The organism is Variovorax sp. GW821-FHT09D04 (assembly GCF_059416405.1).
This window is the reverse complement of record NZ_JBWKPA010000001.1, coordinates 298,204-314,543: the sequence shown is the minus strand read 5'-3', so window position 1 is coordinate 314,543 and position 16,340 is coordinate 298,204. Positions and strand designations below refer to the sequence as shown.

Genomic DNA, 16,340 nt, shown 5'->3' with positions numbered 1-16,340 from the left:
TCTAGCCACTCCTTTCCCAACCTTCCAGAGAGACAAACCCATGTCCCCCCAACCGACGGCCGAATTCGCGCAAGCGACCGATGTCCCCGCAAATACCGACGCCCTGCAAGTCCTGCCCGTGTCCATCGACATCGTGGACAGCGACCAACGCTTCCCGGTGCGCCGCGTCTACTGCGTGGGCCGCAACTACCTGGCCCACATCCGGGAGATGAAGGAAGGCGACGAGCGCGATCCGCCGTTCTTCTTCCAGAAGCCGTCCGACTCGGTGGTGACCGACGGGCGCGTGCCCTACCCCACGCTGACGGACGATTTCCAGTTCGAGTTCGAACTCGTCGTGGCCATCGGCACTCATGCGTCGAACGTGACGCCCGAGGACGCGCTGGATCACGTCTTTGGCTACGCTGCGGGCCTGGACATGACCCGGCGCGACCGCCAGCGCGAATGCAACAAGCGCGGCCTGCCATGGGAACAGGGCAAATCTTTCGACCACTCGGCGCCCTGCGGCCCGATCCATCCGGTGGCGAAGGTCGGGCACATCCGCTCGGGAACACTCAACCTCTCGGTCAACGGCGCGGTGCGGCAAGACTCGGTGCTCGAAAAGATGATCTGGAATGTCCACGAGATCGTCAGCGAGCTGTCCAAGCAATACCGCCTGCTGCCCGGCGACCTGATCTTCACCGGGACGCCCGAAGGGGTCGGCCCGGTGCAGCGCGGCGACAAGCTCACCGGCCGCATCGACGGGCTCGCGCCCCTGCAGGTCGAGATCGTCTGAGCCCGCAACAGCACACGGAGACACCATGAAACCACTCGAACGCATCTCGTACTCGTCCATCGCGGATCGCCCCGCACTGAAGTTGCCCGGCGGCAAACGACTGGCCGTCTGGGTGATCGTCAACGTCGAGGAATGGAACATCGACGAGACCATGCCCCGCACCGTGCTGACACCACCGGCCGGTGGTTCGCCGATGCCCGACATCCCGAACTGGGCCTGGCACGAGTACGGCAACCGCGTCGGCTTCTGGCGCATGCTCGAAGTGATCGACGCACTCGGCATCAACGCCACGCTCGCCATCAACGGTTCGGCCATCGGCGCCTACGAGCCCATCGCCAAGGCGGCGAAGGAACGCCAGTGGGAGTTCATCGGCCACGGCTTCGGGCAGCGCAACATGCAAAAGGTCCCCGACGAGGTCGAGGACATCGCCAAGACCACCGAGGCCATTCGCGCCTACACCGGCAAGCGCCCGCGCGGCTGGCTCGGCCCGGGGCTCACCGAGACCTGGCACACGCCCGACATCCTGGCCGAGCAGGGCTACGAGTACGTGTGCGACTGGGTGCTCGACGATCAGCCGGTACGGCTGAAGACACGCGACGGCGGCACGATCGTGAACGTGCCCTACACGCAGGAATGCAACGACGTGGCAATGATGCTGATCCAGCACCACAAGGCCAGCGAATACCGCGACCGCGCCATCGACCAGTTCGAACAGCTCTACGCAGACGCGAAAGACTCGGCCCGCGTCATGGCGCTGGTGGTGCACCCCTACATCATGGGCGCGCCGCACCGCCTGCGCTACTTCCGAGAAGCGCTGGCGCACATCCAGACGCATGACGGCGTGGCCTTCATGACCGGCGAGCAGATCCTCGACTGGTACGGCGCGGCAAGCCCAGCTAGCACCGCCGCGTGAACCTTCGCCGGCACAGCGCCGGCGACTCTGGGCAACGAACGAACAACAAACAGATTTCTCGCTCGACGAGAAGGAGACAACACGTGCATTCCTCAACCTCGGTCATTTCACCGGCCGGTGGCGCGCGCCGCGAGGCGCCCATCACCGCGCTGGAGATCGGCATGTTCCTGGTGCTGCTCGCCTCGTACGCGCTCAACGCGATGGACCGGCAGATCTTTCCACTCATCGCCGCGGACGTGCGCAAGGAGTTCGGCTTCAGCCTGGCCGACACCGGCCTGCTGTCGACCATCTTCACGCTGGGCATGGCCGTGGCCGGAATTCCGACCGGCTATCTGCTGGCGCGGCTGTCGCGCAAGACGGTGCTGCAGATCGGCATTGCGATCTTCTCGCTGGGTACGCTGCTGGCGGCCTACTCGTACGGCTTCGCCGACATGATCGTCTACCGGGCCGTCACCGGCATCGGCGAAGCGATGCAACTGACGGTAGTGATCGCCATTGCCGCGAGCTACTTCGCGCGCTACCGGGCCACCGCCGTAGGCGCCATCAACTTCTCTTTCGGCATGGGCGCGATCCTGGGGCCGCTGCTCGGCGGCCACCTGATCGGCGTCGAGCGCGATTGGCGCCTGCCGCTCATCGTGTTCGGCGTCGCGGGCTTCGCGGCCATGGCGGTGATCGCACTCACCGTGAGCAAGCGCATGACCGAGAACGTGGCGGCCACCGGCGGGCGCGTCGACCAGCGCGGCGCCACCACCCTGTGGAACCGCAACACGGCCCTGCTGACCGGCATGAGCGTCATCGGCGGGCTCTGCATCTACGGCTACCTGGGCATGTACCCGACCTTCCTGCGCGAGCACCTGCACTACACGCCGTCGGACACCGGCCGCGTGATGAGCACCTTCGGTTTCGGTGTGTTCGCATCGATCTTCGGCGGCTGGCTCGGCGACCGTTTCCATCCCAAGCTCGTGCTGTCGGCGAGCTTCGTGGGCACCGGCCTGCTGGGCTTCCTGATGTTCTCGGGCCCGACCGACATGGTGGCGCAGTCGGCGCTTTCCTTCGCGTGGGGCTTCGTGGTGAGCGGCGTGCTGTACGTGAACCTGGCGGGGTATCACATCAAGGCGGTGCATGCCTCGCTCACGAGCCGCGCCACCGGCGTGTTCGTCACCACGCTGTACGGCGCGGGTGCGGTCGCGGGCTTCGTCATCGGCGGCATCGCCTCGCGCTTCGGCTGGAGCACGGCCGGGCTGGTGCAGATCACGCTGCTGGCGGCTGTCGGCGTGCTGCTCACGCTGCTGCTGCACACCGACCGCATGTCGCTGCCGGCACGCAAGCCGTGATGCTGCTCGACGGGGTGCTGCTCGGCGGCGCCGCGGCCCTGGCCGGCGCACTCAATGCCGTGGCGGGCGGCGGCAGCTTCCTGACGCTGCCGGCACTGGCGATGGTCGGCGTGCCGCTGGTGTCGGCCAACGCCACCGGAACCGCCGCGTTGCTGCCGGGCTACCTGGCCGGTGCCTGGGCATTGCGCAAGGAGCTGTCGGGCCCGATGTCGCCTTCGCTCCTGCGGCTGGGCGTGCTGTCGGTGCTCGGCGGCGCGGCCGGTGCGGTGCTGCTGCTGTCGACCTCGAACCATGCCTTTGCCCGCATCGTGCCGTGGCTTCTGCTGGCCGCGACGCTGCTCTTCGCGATCGGGCCCGGCTTGGTACGCCGAAGGCTCGCCGCCGCCGACAACAACCACAAGCCGCGAGGCCGTTGGATCGCCGACTTGGGCATCGCCGCGGTCGCCGTCTATGGCGGCTACTTCAACGGCGGCCTCGGCATCCTGCTGCTCGCCGTGCTTGGTGCACTGGGGCACACGGACATGGGCCGCATGAACGGCATCAAGAACTTCGTCTCCGCGATCCTGACGCTGATCGCCGTCGCCATCTACGCGGCCAGCGGCGCGATCGTCTGGACGCACGCGCTGTGGATGGCCCTCGGTGCCACGGTGGGTGGTTATGCCGGCGGCATGCTCGCACGGCGACTGAAGCCCGAGGTGGTGCGCGGCTTCGTCGTGCTGACGGGGCTGGCGATGACCGCGGCGTTTCTTCTCAAGGCGTACTGAGCGGGGCTTTCGCCTCCTCTTTCCATCACTTCAATCACTGGCAACTATTGGGTCTGGACATGCAAACAACCAAAAGAGACTTCACCCGTTTTGCAGGCGCCTTGATGGTCGCCGCCACCGGTGCGCCGGCGCTCGTCGGCTCGGCGTCGGTGTCGGCCCGCACAGCGCGTGCGCCCGCATCGCCCGCCATCCGGCGCGGCAGCTACCTGATCCGCAACGGCGCGGTCATCACGGTCGACCGCAGCAAGGGCGTGCTGCCGCGCGCCGACGTATGGGTCCGCAACGGCGTGATCGAGAAGATCGGGCGCGGCCTGAGCGCACCGGCTGGCACGGAGATCATCGATGCGACCGACATGATCGTCATGCCGGGCTTCGTCAATTCGCACTATCACATGTGGAGCGCCATCGGCCGCAGCTTCACCGCGCGCGACGGCGGCTTCTCGTACTACCCCGCCAAGAACGCGACCTCGACCCTGTACACGCCCGACGACTTCTACAACAGCGTGATGCTGGGCTGCGCCGAGCTGGCGAACGGCGGCACCACCACCGTGCACAACTGGTCGCACAACACCCGCTCCCCCGCCCATGCCGATGCCGAACTGCGTGCGCACCAGCACTCGCTGCTGCGCGCCCGCTACGCCTACGGCCACGTCGACAAGATGCCCGCCGACGAACTCAACCGCTACGAGGACCTGGCGCGCGTGCGGCGCGAATGGTTCGGCGAGCGTTCGCCTTTCGACGGGCTGGTGCACCTGGGGCTGAACCTGCGCGGCCCGCAGCAAAGCACCGACGCCGTGTTCCACGAAGAGATGAAGGCCGCCAAGGCCAGCGGATTGCCCGTTGCGATCCACGCACCGCAGGAGGCACCGAACAACGTCGATGCCGTCGACTATGAACGGCGCGGCTACCTGGGCTCGGATTTCATGCTCGCGCACTACGTGCCCGCCAGCACGGCCGACCTGGCGGCCATGGCACGCACGAAAACGCCGCTGTCCTTTGCCACGCATTCCGAGCTGCGGCTCAGCAGCACCGGCGATGCACGCGCCGCGCTCTTCGCGATGCGCAACGCGGGCCTGACCATTTCGTTGTCGAGCGATGCGACCTCCATCGCACCACCCGACATGTTCGAGGCCATGCGCTTCACCTGGAACCTGGGCGTGCCGTGGGCCGGCACGCCCAGCGCGCAGTCGAAGGCGATCGGCGTGCCCGAGGCGATCGAGATGGCGACCCTCAACGGCGCCATCGCGATGGGGCTGGGCGACGTCACCGGCTCGATCACCGAAGGCAAGCGCGCCGACCTCATCCTGGTGCGCACGCAGGACCTGAACATGGGCCCGGTCGGCAACGTCGAGACCGCCATCGTGCAAAGCGGCAGTGCGGCCAACGTCGACACCGTGATGGTCGACGGGCGGATCGTGAAGCGCAACGGGCGGTTGCTGGCCTACGACACGCGCGGCATCATGCGGCGCGCGCGGCAATCGGCGGACCGGATTCGCGCTGCGGCGAGCGAGGCCCTGAAGGCCTGAAGCTCCTGCGGCCATTCGCACGCGGCGTACACGTCGGCGGTCGAGCGGTTGGCGCCCCGCTGGCCGCCGGAGCCGGCCGACACCGGAAAACCGGGTCACCGAGTCACAAAGGCCTGCAGCGGACGGCGACGCGCCCGCTGCAGCGGCCACCAGCATCCGGACTGCATCGGCGTCGCCGGCCAGTTGCCAATCGAGCCCCGGTTCGGGCACGGGCAGCAGCAGCGTGAGGCTGGCCAGCGCGGCGTGGCTCGAACGAAAGCAGCGAGCCGCATCGAGCGCGACATCGAGCCGCATGCGGGCACAACGTCGTTTCCAGCTCAAGCTGTCGTCAGCCCTGAAGAAGCAGAGCTGCTCCAGATCTATCGTTCGCTCAACGATGGGCACCAAGTCGCAATGCTCACGATGGCACGCGGCCTCAACGGTGCGAAGCGATAGCACCCCATGTCCATTGGCAGCCGCATCAAAGAATCAAGATGCGCGATTGGCTGGAGCCAGGTGCGACTGGCCGACGAGGCAGGCGTTACCCAAAGCTCGATCGGGAACATCGAATCGGGCTCCCTCAACGGCGCCGCACTGAGTGGGCTGATGCCCTCCTCCGTCTTGTAGGTCTCGTCGGCCTGGTGCAGCGCGCGTAATTGTCGCGCCCAGGCTCGCATCCGAGCGCACTGCCGCGTGACGATATAGACCACGCCCTCCACCTCTTCCAGCGCTTCGTCATCGTCCCAAGCCACGGGAGTCACTGCGTCGGGGTAGATCGGATCGATCGACTTGGTCAGCCGGAGGAACAGAGGGTGGCGGCGGCCGAGGGGTTCAGGCATGCGCCTTTCTAGCGCTGATCCTCAGAAAGCTTGAACACGGGCTTTTCGGTCGTGATGAACCTACCCTCTAACGCTAGGATTCCCGCTTTCAGTTGGAGCCCACGAATGTCGCCCCCCTCAGAGCCGCAATCCCCCGACCATCTCAATCGAGGGGCGTTCCTGGCCGCGCTGGAGAGCAACATCGAGGTACTCGCGAAGGTGCCCTCGGAGCACCTGGCCACACCCAGAGTCATTGCGATCGATGCTCAATGGGGCGACGGCAAGACTTGGATCGCAACCGAACTGGCTCGGCGGCTTCGTGGCCCCGAAGGGGCACGGCCGGTAGTTTCAATTGATGTCTTCCGATATGACCACCACGATGACCCATTCGCGGTGATTGCGGCAGCGATCTATGAAGCACTCAAGCCGACCTCAGCCGTGAAGAAGAAGTTCCTAGCTGCGGCGGGAGCGGTGCTCAAGAGCGCAGCTCCAGTCGCGGCCAAGGCAGGAATTACCCTTGGCGCCCGAGCCATCGGGCTCTCCGCGGACGACACTGACGAGTTGACCAAAGGCGCTGTAGGTGCGCTCAAAGACAGCGCAGGGTCGTTCTCGGAAAAAGCCGTCGAGAAGCTCTTCGATTCCTACTCCGCCACCGAGCGCGTTCAGAAAAATTTCATGCAGATGCTCAGCGAGCTAACCGGTAAGCTGGATCACCCGTTGGTCGTGCTGGTTGACGAGCTTGACAGATGCCGCCCATCTTTTGCGTTAGAAGTGCTTGAACGGATCAAGCACCTTTTCGGCGCAGAGAACGTCGTCTTCATGCTCTTCTGGAATTCTCACTCGATTCACGAATCAATTCGGCACACTTACGGCCGTCGTACCGATGCAACCAACTACCTCGCAAAGTTCGTCGCGTTCAATGTGCCGCTTCAGTTAGGAGAATCTAGGACTAACGGGGTCGGCGGCAGATACGAGAACTTCGTTCGAGCGGTTGCAGATATACACCTGCCGAGCGCGGCTGCCAGCCATGACTTTCGCGCTGCCATGGTTCAGGCAAGTGGCGTCTTGAATCCAAGTCTCCGAGCTCTGCAAAAAGCAATCCAGTTTGCTGCTCAGATAGCCATCTTGAGCACTGATCAGTGGCCGAGGGTTTCCGCATATCTCATCTTGCTGAAGACGATGGACGAAGTTCGGTTCAGCGAACTCTTGGCACTCGATCAGGGTGCGGCCGCACGAGAAGCAGCCCTGTTTGAGGCCGCCATTGAGTACTCATACCCTGGTGATATGAATCAGATCCATGCGTGTTGGATTCCGCCGACCTCTGACCCTAGATTTCCATTCAATACTGACCCACCCGCTTTGTGAGCCTGACGGCTTCACGGTGTGGATAAGTGCTTGATGTTCTCCTTTTTAGATTGAGTGTGTGGATCTGCCGCAGATTGCGCCGCTGTTTCCGCGATTTGGTGGCCTCGATCGCGAGCCAGGTTGCGAGCTTCTCGGCATAGGGATCGAGCTTGCTTGAACTCGTCCGCTTGGCGTAGCGCGGCTCTTCATCGCCGGCTCGCAGGTACTTCTTTACGGTGTTGCGAGACAGGCCTGTACGCCTGGCTATCTCGCGAATGGACATCTGCTCGCGCAGGGCCCAGCGTCTGATGACACTCAATGTCGCCACGTCTATCACTCCTAGGATCCCCTGCTCTAAAAATCAGCAGGGTAGGGTTTTACGTGGGTCAGTCTTAGACGGAAATTACTGCGTTAACTGGGTCAAATTTCGGCGGCAATCAACAGGCCGGCCGTCACGGTGCGCTGATTGCGCGACTTGCCAAGAGATGCGTGCCGGTGAGTGCAGCTTTGTCTATCGCAAATGAAAAAAGCCCCTGATCCTTGCGAATCAGGGGCTTTTTATTTGGTGCCGGAGAGATGAATCGAACACCCGACCTTCTCATTACGAATGAGCTGCTCTACCGACTGAGCTACACCGGCGAAGCCTCAGATTATAGCCAAGAAATCAAGGCTTCTCGGCGTGGTACTGCGTCAAACGCTCCACTTCGTGACGCGAACCCAACATCACGCTCACGCGCTCGTGCAGTTTGGTGGGCTTCAGGTCGAGGATGCGCTGCTTGCCGTTGGTGGCGGCGCCGCCGGCCTGCTCGACGAGCCAGCTCATGGGGTTGGCCTCGTACATCAGGCGCAGCTTGCCGGCCTTTTCGGGCTCGCGCTTGTCCCACGGGTACATGAAGACGCCGCCGCGCATCAGGATGCGGTGCACGTCGGCCACCATGCTGGCAATCCAGCGCATGTTGAAGTCCTTGCCGCGCGGGCCTTCCTTGCCGGCCAGGCATTCGTCGATGTAGCGCTTCACGGGCTCGTCCCAGTGGCGCATGTTGCTCATGTTGATGGCAAATTCTTTCGTATCGGCCGGAATCTGGATGTCTTCCTGCGTGAGCACGAAGCTTCCTTGCTCGCGGTCGAGCGTGAACATGGCCACGCCGTTGCCCACGGTGAGCACCAGGGTGGTCTGCGGGCCGTAGATGCAGTAACCGGCAGCCACCTGCTGGCTGCCGGGTTGCAGAAAGTCGGCTTCCTGCACGCCGGGGGTGTCGTCGGGCTTCTTCAGCACGCTGAAGATGGTGCCGATGCTCACGTTGACGTCGATGTTGCTGCTGCCGTCGAGCGGGTCGAACATGAGCAGGTATTCGCCCTGCGGGTAGCGGTTGGGCACCACGTGGATGGTTTCCATCTCTTCGCTGGCCATGGCCGCGAGGTGGCCGCCCCATTCGTTGGCTTCAATGAGCACTTCGTTGGCGATGATGTCCAGCTTCTTCTGGATTTCGCCCTGCACGTTCTCGCTCTCGGCGGTGCCGAGCACGCCACCCAGCGCGCCCTTATTGACGGCCTGGCTGATGCTCTTGCAGGCGCGGGCGACCACTTCGAGCAACAGGCGCAGCTGGCCGGGAATGAGGCCGTCGGCGCGTTGCTGCTCGACGAGGTAGCGGGTGAAGGAGATTTTTTGTTGAGCCATGGATCTTGTGGGGTTCGGTGGGTTCAGTTTCCGGCAAGGGCGCGGGTGACGACTTCGTGGGTGTCTTTGCTGAGGTCGGGCTTGGCGGCCACGCGGGCAATCGCTTCGCGTGCGGCGCTGCGGTACGGCTCGGCCAGCTTGCTCCAACGGTCGAGCGCGCGCGCCAGGCGGGCGGCCACCTGGGGGTTGATGGCGTCGAGCTCGATCACGCGGTCGCTCCAGAACACGTAGCCGGCGGCGTCGGCGCGGTGGAAGGCGCCGGGGTTGCCGCTGCAGTAGCTGAAGATCACGCTGCGCGCGCGGTTGGGGTTCTTCAGCGAGAAGTCGGGGTGCTTCATGAGCTGCTTCACCAGTGGCAGGATGTCGCCGCCGCGGTCGCTGGCGCCGGCCTGCAGCGAGAACCACTTGTCGATGACCAGCGCCTCGTCCTTGAACATGGCGTGGAAGCGCGCGAGCGCCTGCGCCGCCAGGGTGTGGCCCGACGACACGAGGGCGTTGAGCGCGTTGAAGCGGTCGGTCATGTTGCCCGCGTCCTTGAAGCGCTGCAGGGTCTTGCCGGGCCACACGGTGTCGCCCGAGGCGCGCGCCGCCAGGCACAGGAAGTTGAGCGCCATGCCGGCCAGCGCGCGGCGGCCCGACGAGGTCGGGTCGGGCGTGTAGGCGCCGGTGTCCTTGTTGTCTTCGTAGGCCTGTTCCCAGTCGGCGAAGAGGGTGGTGGCGAGTTGGGCGCGCATGGCTTCGCGCACGAGGTGCACGCGCTGCGGATCGACCACGTCGAGCTGCTCGGCGATGTAGGTTTCCGACGGCAGCGTGAGCACCAGTTCCTTGAAGGCGGCGTCGAGCTGCGGGTGGCGCAGCACGCCGCGCATGGCGTCGAGGTAGGCGTCGTTCAGCACCGGCGTGGTGTCGGTGGCGTGCGCGGCAATGGCTTGCAGTGCGGCGCGCAGGCCCAGGCGCTGGCCGGCTTCCCAGCGGTTGAACGGGTCGGGGTCGTTGGCCAGCAGGGTGAGCAGCTGGGCGTCGGTGTACGCAAAGTCGAGGATCACCGGCGCGCTGAAGCCGCGCAAGATCGACGGCACGGGCTCGGCGTCCAGGCCCACGAAGGTGATCTGCTCGCCGGCGCGCGACAGCACGATGGTGCGGGTGCCGCGTGCGACGTCGCTTTCGCCCTCGAGCTGCATGGGCAGCTCGCGGCCGGTGGCGGCGTCGAGCAGGCCGATGTTCAGCGGGATGACGAAGGGTTCCTTGGTCTGCTGGCCCGGCGTGGGCGGGCAGCTTTGCACCACGCTCAGGGTGTAGCTGCGGTTCTGCGCGTCGTACACGCCGTGCGCCGCAAGGCGGGGCGTGCCGGCCTGGCTGTACCAGCGCTTGAACTGGGGCAGCAGGCGGGCCAGTTCGGAATCGGGGTTGGCGTCGGCAATGGCCTGGGCGAAGTCGTCGCAGGTCACGGCCTGGCCGTCGTGGCGTTCGAAGTACAGGGTGATGCCCTTTTCGAAGCCCTTGCGGCCGACCAGCGTCTGCATCATGCGAACGACCTCGGCACCCTTTTCGTAGATGGTGACGGTGTAGAAGTTGCTGATCTCGATGTAGCTGTCGGGCCGCACCGGGTGGGCCATGGGGCCGGCGTCTTCGGGGAACTGGGCGGTGCGCAGCACGCGCACGTCTTCGATGCGCTTGACGGCGCGGGCCGAGGCATCGGCGCACAGGTCCTGGCTGAACTCCTGGTCGCGGAAGACGGTGAGGCCTTCTTTCAGCGAGAGCTGGAACCAGTCGCGGCAGGTCACGCGGTCGCCGCTCCAGTTGTGGAAGTACTCGTGGCCGACCACGCTTTCGATGTTGCTGTAGTCGGCGTCGGTGGCGGTGGCCTGGTTGGCCAGAACGTACTTCGTGTTGAAGATGTTCAGGCCCTTGTTCTCCATGGCGCCCATGTTGAAGTCGCTGGTGGCCACGATCATGAAGCGGTCGAGGTCGAGCGGCAGGCCGAAGCGGGCTTCGTCCCACAGCACGGAGTTGACCAGCGAGTTCATGGCGTGCTCGGTCTTGTCGAGGTCGCCGGCGCGCACGTACACCTGCAGCAGATGCTCCTTGCCGCTGCGCGCGGTGATGCGCTGCTCGCGCGCCACGAGCTTGCCCGCCACCAGGGCGAACAGGTAGCTGGGTTTCTTGAAGGGGTCGACCCACTTGGCGAAGTGGCGGCCCTCGGGCAGCTCGCCCTGGTCGACCAGGTTGCCGTTCGACAGCAGCACCGGGTAGGCGGCCTTGCTGGCGCGCAGCGTGACGGTGTACATCGCCATCACGTCGGGACGGTCGAGGAAGTAGGTGATGCGGCGGAAGCCCTCGGCCTCGCACTGCGTGAAGAAGGTGTCTTCGCTCACGAACAGGCCCATCAGCTTGGTGTTCTTGATGGGGCAGCAGGTGGTGAAGATTTCGAGCTCGAACGCGTCGGGCAGACCGTCGATGACGAGCTGGTCGCCTTCCATGCGGAACGAGGCGCCCTGGCCGTTCACGAGCACGCGCGCCAGGTTGAGCTCGTCGCCGTCCAGGCGCAGCGGCTGGGCCGGCACCTCGGGGTTGCGGCGCAGCTGCATGCGGTTGAGCACGCGGGTCTTGGCGGGGTCGAGGTCGAAGGTCAGGTCGACGGTGTCGATCCAGAACGCCGGCGCGGCATAGTCTTCGCGGCGGATGGCAATGGGTTGCCCTTGGGCGTCACGCTGAAGCAGCATCGAGGGTCTCCAGAAAATTCGAATGGGCCAGTTCGTTGTAGTCGCGAACGGCGGCGATCACGTGGGGGCCGGCCAGCTCGGCGGCCGTATGGGTGCTGCACACGGCCACGGCGCGCATGCCGCCGCGGCGGGCGGCTTCGATGCCGAAGGGCGCGTCTTCGAAGACGATGCAGCGCTCGGGCGCCACGCCGATGCGGCGCGCGGCTTCCAGGAAGATCGCGGGCGTGGGCTTGCCCGAAAAGCCTTCGTCGCCGCCGACGATGGCCAGCGGCAGCGGGTCCATCTTCAGGCGTGACATGGCGAACGCAATGTTGTGCCGGTCGCCGGCCGTGCCCACCGCCACCTTCAGGCCGCGTGCCACCGCGGCCTTGGCAAAGGCGGTGAAGCCCGCCACTTCGGTGAAGTTGTCGTGGAAGAGCTCGCGGTAGATCTCTTCCTTCTCGTGGACCATCGCCTGGCACTCGGCATCGGAGAGCTCGCGCTCGAACAGCTCGCGCATGCTCTCGGTGCCGGTGCGGCCCGTGGTGCGCGCGAGGATCTCGCTCACGTCGAGCTGCACGCCGTGGCGCTGCGCGAAGGTCACCCACGAGCGCGCATGCCAGGGCATGGAGTCGATCATGGTGCCGTCCATGTCAAAGATCAGGGCTTCGACCCTGCCGGTGTTCAGGCTCATCGGTCAGACGCCTTGCTTGAGCGAGGCTTCGATGAACACGTCGAGGTCGCCGTCGAGCACCTTCTGCGTGGCCGAGACTTCGACGTTGGTGCGCAGGTCCTTGATGCGGCTGTTGTCCAGCACGTAGCTGCGGATCTGGTGGCCCCAGCCCACGTCGGTCTTGCTGTCCTCGAGCTTTTGCTGCTCTTCCTGGCGCTTGCGCATCTCATGGTCGTACAGGCGCGAGCGCAGGCGCTTCCACGCCACGTCGCGGTTGCTGTGCTGGCTGCGGCCGTCCTGGCACTGCACGACGATGCCGGTCGGGATGTGCGTCAGGCGCACGGCCGAGTCGGTCTTGTTGATGTGCTGGCCGCCGGCGCCCGAGGCGCGGAAGGTGTCGGTGCGCACGTCCGAAGGGTTGATCTCGATCTCGATCGAGTCGTCGATCTCGGGGTACACGAAGATCGATGCGAAGCTGGTGTGGCGCCCGCCCGACGAGTCGAACGGCGACTTGCGCACCAGGCGGTGCACGCCGGTCTCGGTGCGCAGCAGGCCGAAAGCGTAGTCGCCCTCGACCTTGATGGTCGCGCCCTTGATGCCGGCGGTGTCGCCGGGCGTTTCGTCTTCGATCTGCGTCTTGAAGCCCTTGCGCTCGGCGTACTTCAGGTACTGGCGCAGCAGCATGCTGGCCCAGTCGCAGGCCTCGGTGCCACCGGCGCCGGCCTGGATGTCGACAAAGGCGTTCAGCGGGTCGGCCGGGTTGTTGAACATCCGGCGGAATTCGAGCTGCTTGATGTCGGCTTCGAGCGTGGCGGCGTCATCGGCAATGGCCTGCAGGCCATCGAGGTCGCCGTCTTCCTTCGACATCTCGAAGAGCTCGGTGTTGTCCGACAGCCCGTTGGTGAGCCGGTCGAGCGTGACGACCACGTCGTCGAGCGACTTCTTTTCCTTGCCCAGTTCCTGGGCCTTCTTGGGGTCGTTCCAGACGTTCGGGTCTTCGAGCGATGCGTTGACTGTCCTCAGTCGTTCAGCTTTGGCATCGTAGTCAAAGATACCTCCGTAAATCGACCGTACGGACGCTCAGGTCCGCGAGCATTGCGCCGATTTGGTTGATCTGTTCTGCGTCCATGGGGTGTCCTGACTGTGTGAGGTTGGTGTTCGGGGGAACCCGTCATTTTCTCACGGTCCGCCAACCCGCCAGGCAGCGCCCCTGTATTGCGCCTTCCCTCTCGGGGGGAAGGCGCGGGCACCGGAATCAGAACGCCGGAATCAGCGACCCCTTGAACTGCGTCTCGATGAAGCTGCGCACCTCCGGCGACTGGTAGGCCGCCACGAGGCGCTTGGCCCAGGGCTTGTCCTTGTCGGCGCGGCGCACGGCGATCAGGTTGGCGTAGGGGCTCTGGGCCGATTCCTTGATGACGGCGTCCTTGCCGAAGGACAGGCCGGCCTTCTCGGCGTAGTCGTTGTTGATGGCCGAAATGGCCAGGTCGTCGAGCGAGCGCGGCAGCTGGGCGGCGTCCAGCGACACCAGCTTGAGCTTCTTGGGGTTGGTCACCACGTCCAGCGGCGTGGCGTTGTTGTTCTTCACGGCCTCGGGTTTGAGGGTGATGAGCTTGGCCTGTTGCAGCAGCAGCAGGGCGCGGTTGCCGTTGGACGGGTCGTTCTGGATGCCGACCGAGGCGCCGTCGGCCAGCTGGTCGATCGACTTGATCTTGCGCGAGTAGAAGCCCAGCGGCGCGGTGATGGTCAGGCCCACGGGCACGAGGTCGAAGCCGCGCGCCTTGATCTGGTTGTCCAGGAAGGGCTGGTGCTGGAAGGCGTTGGCGTCCAGGTCGCCGGCGGCCAGCGCCGCGTTGGGCAGCTGGTAGTCGTTGAACACCACGACCTGGACGGTCAGGCCGTCCTTGGCTGCGACCTTCTTGACCACCTCGAACACCTGCTCGGCGCTGCCGACGGAAATGCCGACCTTGACGGTGTTCTTGTTGTCCTGCGCAAAGGCGGTGCCGCCAGCGAAAAGGGCGGTGACGAGGGTGGCGAGCATGAGGCCGCGGCGGCGGAAAGTGGAATGCATGGTGGCGCGAAATCGAAGAAATGAAGGCGCCGAATGTGGCATTGCCGCCGCGGATCGGGAACGAACCAATCCTCATATCGATATGGCGTCCACTCGCTCCATGTGGTCTTTCTTATCTGATTTTTCATATAAGCACGAGCCGATTTGTTCGTTCCCTTTCGGCTTGTTTCTTTTCATACTCGGCACCTTTTTGCGAACCTGCGCGGTCGCGCCTGTGCGGCCCGCGCCTTCTTTCATGACCTTCCCTTCGCCTGATGCGGCACGCGGCAACGCGGCGCCGGTCATCCGTCTTCAATCGGTGCAGAAGTCGTTTGCCTTGCCCAGCGGCGAGGTGTTCGACGCCGTGCAATCTCTCTCGCTCGAGATCCAGCAGGGCGACGTGTTCGGCCTCATCGGCAAGAGCGGCGCCGGCAAGTCGACCTTGCTGCGCCTCATCAACCTGCTGGAGCGGCCCGACGCGGGCCGGGTGTTCGTCGGCGGGCGCGACCTCACGACGCTCTCGCGCCGCGAGCTGCGCGACACGCGCCAGAACATCGGCATGATCTTCCAGCAGTTCAACCTGCTGCAGAACGCCACGGTGTTCGACAACGTGGCCTTCCCGCTGAAGATCCATGGCCGCCACTCCAAGGCCGAGATCAACGAGCGGGTGCGCGAATGCCTCGACCTCGTCGGCCTGGCTGAAAAGATCGACACCTACCCGGCCCAGCTCTCGGGCGGCCAGAAGCAGCGCGTGGCCATCGCCCGCGCGCTGGCGCCGCGCCCGCAGGTGCTGCTGTGCGACGAGCCCACCTCGGCGCTCGACACCGAAACCACCCGCGCGCTGCTCGAAACGCTGCGCGACATCAACCAGAAGATCGGCGTGACCATCGTGATCGTCACGCACGAGCTCTCGGTGGTCGAGGTGCTGTGCCGCAACGTGGCCATCCTCGAAAAGGGCCGCCTCATCGAGCAGTTCGCTGTCGATGCGCCGAGCGAGGAACGCAAGACCGCGCTCGGCCGCGAGATCGACGAACTGGTGCGCCGCCGCGAACGCGAGGCGCGCGAACCCGTGGCGCCGCGCGTGGCGACCGCACAGCGCAACGCGCAGGAGCTGGCCTATGTTTGAGAACATCACCCCCATCCTTCCCGAGCTGTGGACGGCCACGGGCCAGACCTTCCTGATGCTGGCCATCGGCCTGTCGGCGGCGGTGCTCATCGGCGGGCCGCTGGGCATCCTGCTGTTCCTGCTCGGCCCGGGCCAGTCGCTCGAGAACAAGCCCGCGTTCCACATCCTCAACTGGATCGTGAACACGGTGCGTTCCTTCCCGTTCATCATCCTGCTGGTGGCGCTGGTGCCGTTCACGCGGATCATCGCGGGCACCTCCATCGGCCCGCTGGCGGCCGCGGTGCCGCTGTCGTTCGCGGCCATTCCGTACTTCGCGCGGCTGGTCGACCAGTGCCTGCGCGAGGTGCCGCGCGGCGTGATCGAGGCGGCGCATGCCATGGGCGCCTCGGAGCTGCAGATCGTCTGGCGCGTGCTGATCGTCGAGGCGCGCTCGGGCCTGGTGCTCGCGCTCACTGTGCTGGCCGTGAGCTTCCTGTCGTACTCGGCCATTGCCGGCGTGGTGGGCGGCGGCGGCATCGGCGACCTGGCCATCCGCTACGGCTACTACCGCTTCCAGACCGACGTGATGGTGCTTACCGTGGCGCTGCTCGTGGTGTTGGTGCAGATCCTGCAGTTCGTGGGCAACACCACGGCGCGCCGGCTCGACAAGCGTTGATTTTTC

General features: G+C 65.3%; 14 protein-coding genes, 1 tRNA gene and 1 pseudogene. 8 read left to right on the top strand and 8 right to left on the bottom strand.

All coding sequences use genetic code 11. The features are described from left to right. Positions 1–40 precede the first annotated feature (40 nt). The 5 genes from AC07O4_RS01505 to AC07O4_RS01485 all read left to right on the top strand — a co-directional run bounded on the left by AC07O4_RS01505 (position 41) and on the right by AC07O4_RS01485 (position 5,309). Complete coding sequence (locus tag AC07O4_RS01505) at positions 41–772, top strand: fumarylacetoacetate hydrolase family protein (RefSeq protein WP_495303539.1); 732 nt, start codon at positions 41–43, stop codon at positions 770–772. 25 nt (positions 773–797) lie between these two features. Further along, positions 798–1,685, top strand: coding sequence for a polysaccharide deacetylase family protein (locus tag AC07O4_RS01500; protein ID WP_495303538.1), 888 nt, complete (start codon positions 798–800; stop codon positions 1,683–1,685). An 83-nt stretch (positions 1,686–1,768) separates the two neighbouring features. Beyond that, on the top strand, positions 1,769–3,019 hold the full coding sequence (locus AC07O4_RS01495) for an MFS transporter (RefSeq protein WP_495303537.1): 1,251 nt from the start codon (positions 1,769–1,771) through the stop codon (positions 3,017–3,019). A gap of 2 nt (positions 3,020–3,021) precedes the next feature. Then, on the top strand, positions 3,022–3,783 hold the full coding sequence (locus AC07O4_RS01490) for a sulfite exporter TauE/SafE family protein (RefSeq protein WP_495304020.1): 762 nt from the start codon (positions 3,022–3,024) through the stop codon (positions 3,781–3,783). 59 nt (positions 3,784–3,842) lie between these two features. Then, a complete protein-coding gene (locus tag AC07O4_RS01485) occupies positions 3,843–5,309 on the top strand; it encodes an amidohydrolase family protein (protein ID WP_495303536.1) in 1,467 nt (488 codons plus the stop codon). Between the two features lie 359 nt (positions 5,310–5,668). On the opposite strand, the gene AC07O4_RS01480 is transcribed toward AC07O4_RS01485, so the two are convergent. Continuing rightward, positions 5,669–6,127 carry a hypothetical protein gene (locus AC07O4_RS01480; protein ID WP_495303535.1) on the bottom strand — a complete coding sequence of 153 codons (459 nt, stop codon included), beginning with the start codon at positions 6,125–6,127 and terminating at the stop codon, positions 5,669–5,671. A gap of 105 nt (positions 6,128–6,232) precedes the next feature. Between AC07O4_RS01480 and AC07O4_RS01475 the strand changes: the two genes are divergently transcribed. Further along, positions 6,233–7,471, top strand: a complete 1,239-nt coding sequence (locus AC07O4_RS01475) for a KAP family P-loop NTPase fold protein (RefSeq protein ID WP_495303534.1) — start codon at positions 6,233–6,235, stop codon at positions 7,469–7,471. Between the two features lie 58 nt (positions 7,472–7,529). On the opposite strand, the pseudogene AC07O4_RS01470 reads toward AC07O4_RS01475, so the two are convergent. The 7 genes and pseudogenes from AC07O4_RS01470 to AC07O4_RS01440 all read right to left on the bottom strand — a co-directional run. Continuing rightward, positions 7,530–7,787: pseudogene (locus AC07O4_RS01470) on the bottom strand (helix-turn-helix domain-containing protein); the annotation flags it as partial. A gap of 226 nt (positions 7,788–8,013) precedes the next feature. Then, positions 8,014–8,089, bottom strand: a tRNA-Thr gene (locus AC07O4_RS01465). Between the two features lie 25 nt (positions 8,090–8,114). After that, the gene (locus tag AC07O4_RS01460) at positions 8,115–9,128 is read right to left on the bottom strand and encodes a class 1 fructose-bisphosphatase (protein ID WP_070062369.1); all 1,014 of its coding nucleotides are present in this window, start codon (positions 9,126–9,128) and stop codon (positions 8,115–8,117) included. A gap of 23 nt (positions 9,129–9,151) precedes the next feature. After that, entirely contained in the window at positions 9,152–11,851 is a 2,700-nt protein-coding gene (gene pepN, locus AC07O4_RS01455; protein ID WP_495303533.1) for an aminopeptidase N, read from the bottom strand. Then, the gene (locus tag AC07O4_RS01450) at positions 11,835–12,524 is read right to left on the bottom strand and encodes an HAD family hydrolase (protein ID WP_070062371.1); all 690 of its coding nucleotides are present in this window, start codon (positions 12,522–12,524) and stop codon (positions 11,835–11,837) included. The genes pepN and AC07O4_RS01450 overlap by 17 nt, the downstream gene beginning before the upstream one ends. 3 nt (positions 12,525–12,527) lie before the next feature. Then, positions 12,528–13,632 (bottom strand): peptide chain release factor 2 gene (gene prfB, locus AC07O4_RS01445; protein WP_095950518.1). Its coding sequence is split into 2 segments (ribosomal slippage): positions 12,528–13,550 and positions 13,552–13,632, totalling 1,104 coding nucleotides; the frame shifts between segments, so codons are not numbered across the junction. Between the two features lie 126 nt (positions 13,633–13,758). Further along, complete coding sequence (locus AC07O4_RS01440; protein WP_495303532.1) at positions 13,759–14,574, bottom strand: MetQ/NlpA family ABC transporter substrate-binding protein; 816 nt, start codon at positions 14,572–14,574, stop codon at positions 13,759–13,761. A 235-nt stretch (positions 14,575–14,809) separates the two neighbouring features. On the opposite strand from AC07O4_RS01440, the gene AC07O4_RS01435 reads away from it, so the two are divergent. Together AC07O4_RS01435 and AC07O4_RS01430 are read left to right on the top strand one after the other, a co-directional pair. Beyond that, a complete protein-coding gene (locus AC07O4_RS01435; RefSeq protein WP_070062373.1) occupies positions 14,810–15,679 on the top strand; it encodes a methionine ABC transporter ATP-binding protein in 870 nt (289 codons plus the stop codon). Further along, complete coding sequence (locus AC07O4_RS01430) at positions 15,672–16,334, top strand: methionine ABC transporter permease (RefSeq protein WP_062473319.1); 663 nt, start codon at positions 15,672–15,674, stop codon at positions 16,332–16,334. Before AC07O4_RS01435 ends, AC07O4_RS01430 begins: the two co-directional genes overlap by 8 nt. The last annotated feature ends 6 nt before the right edge of the window (positions 16,335–16,340 follow it).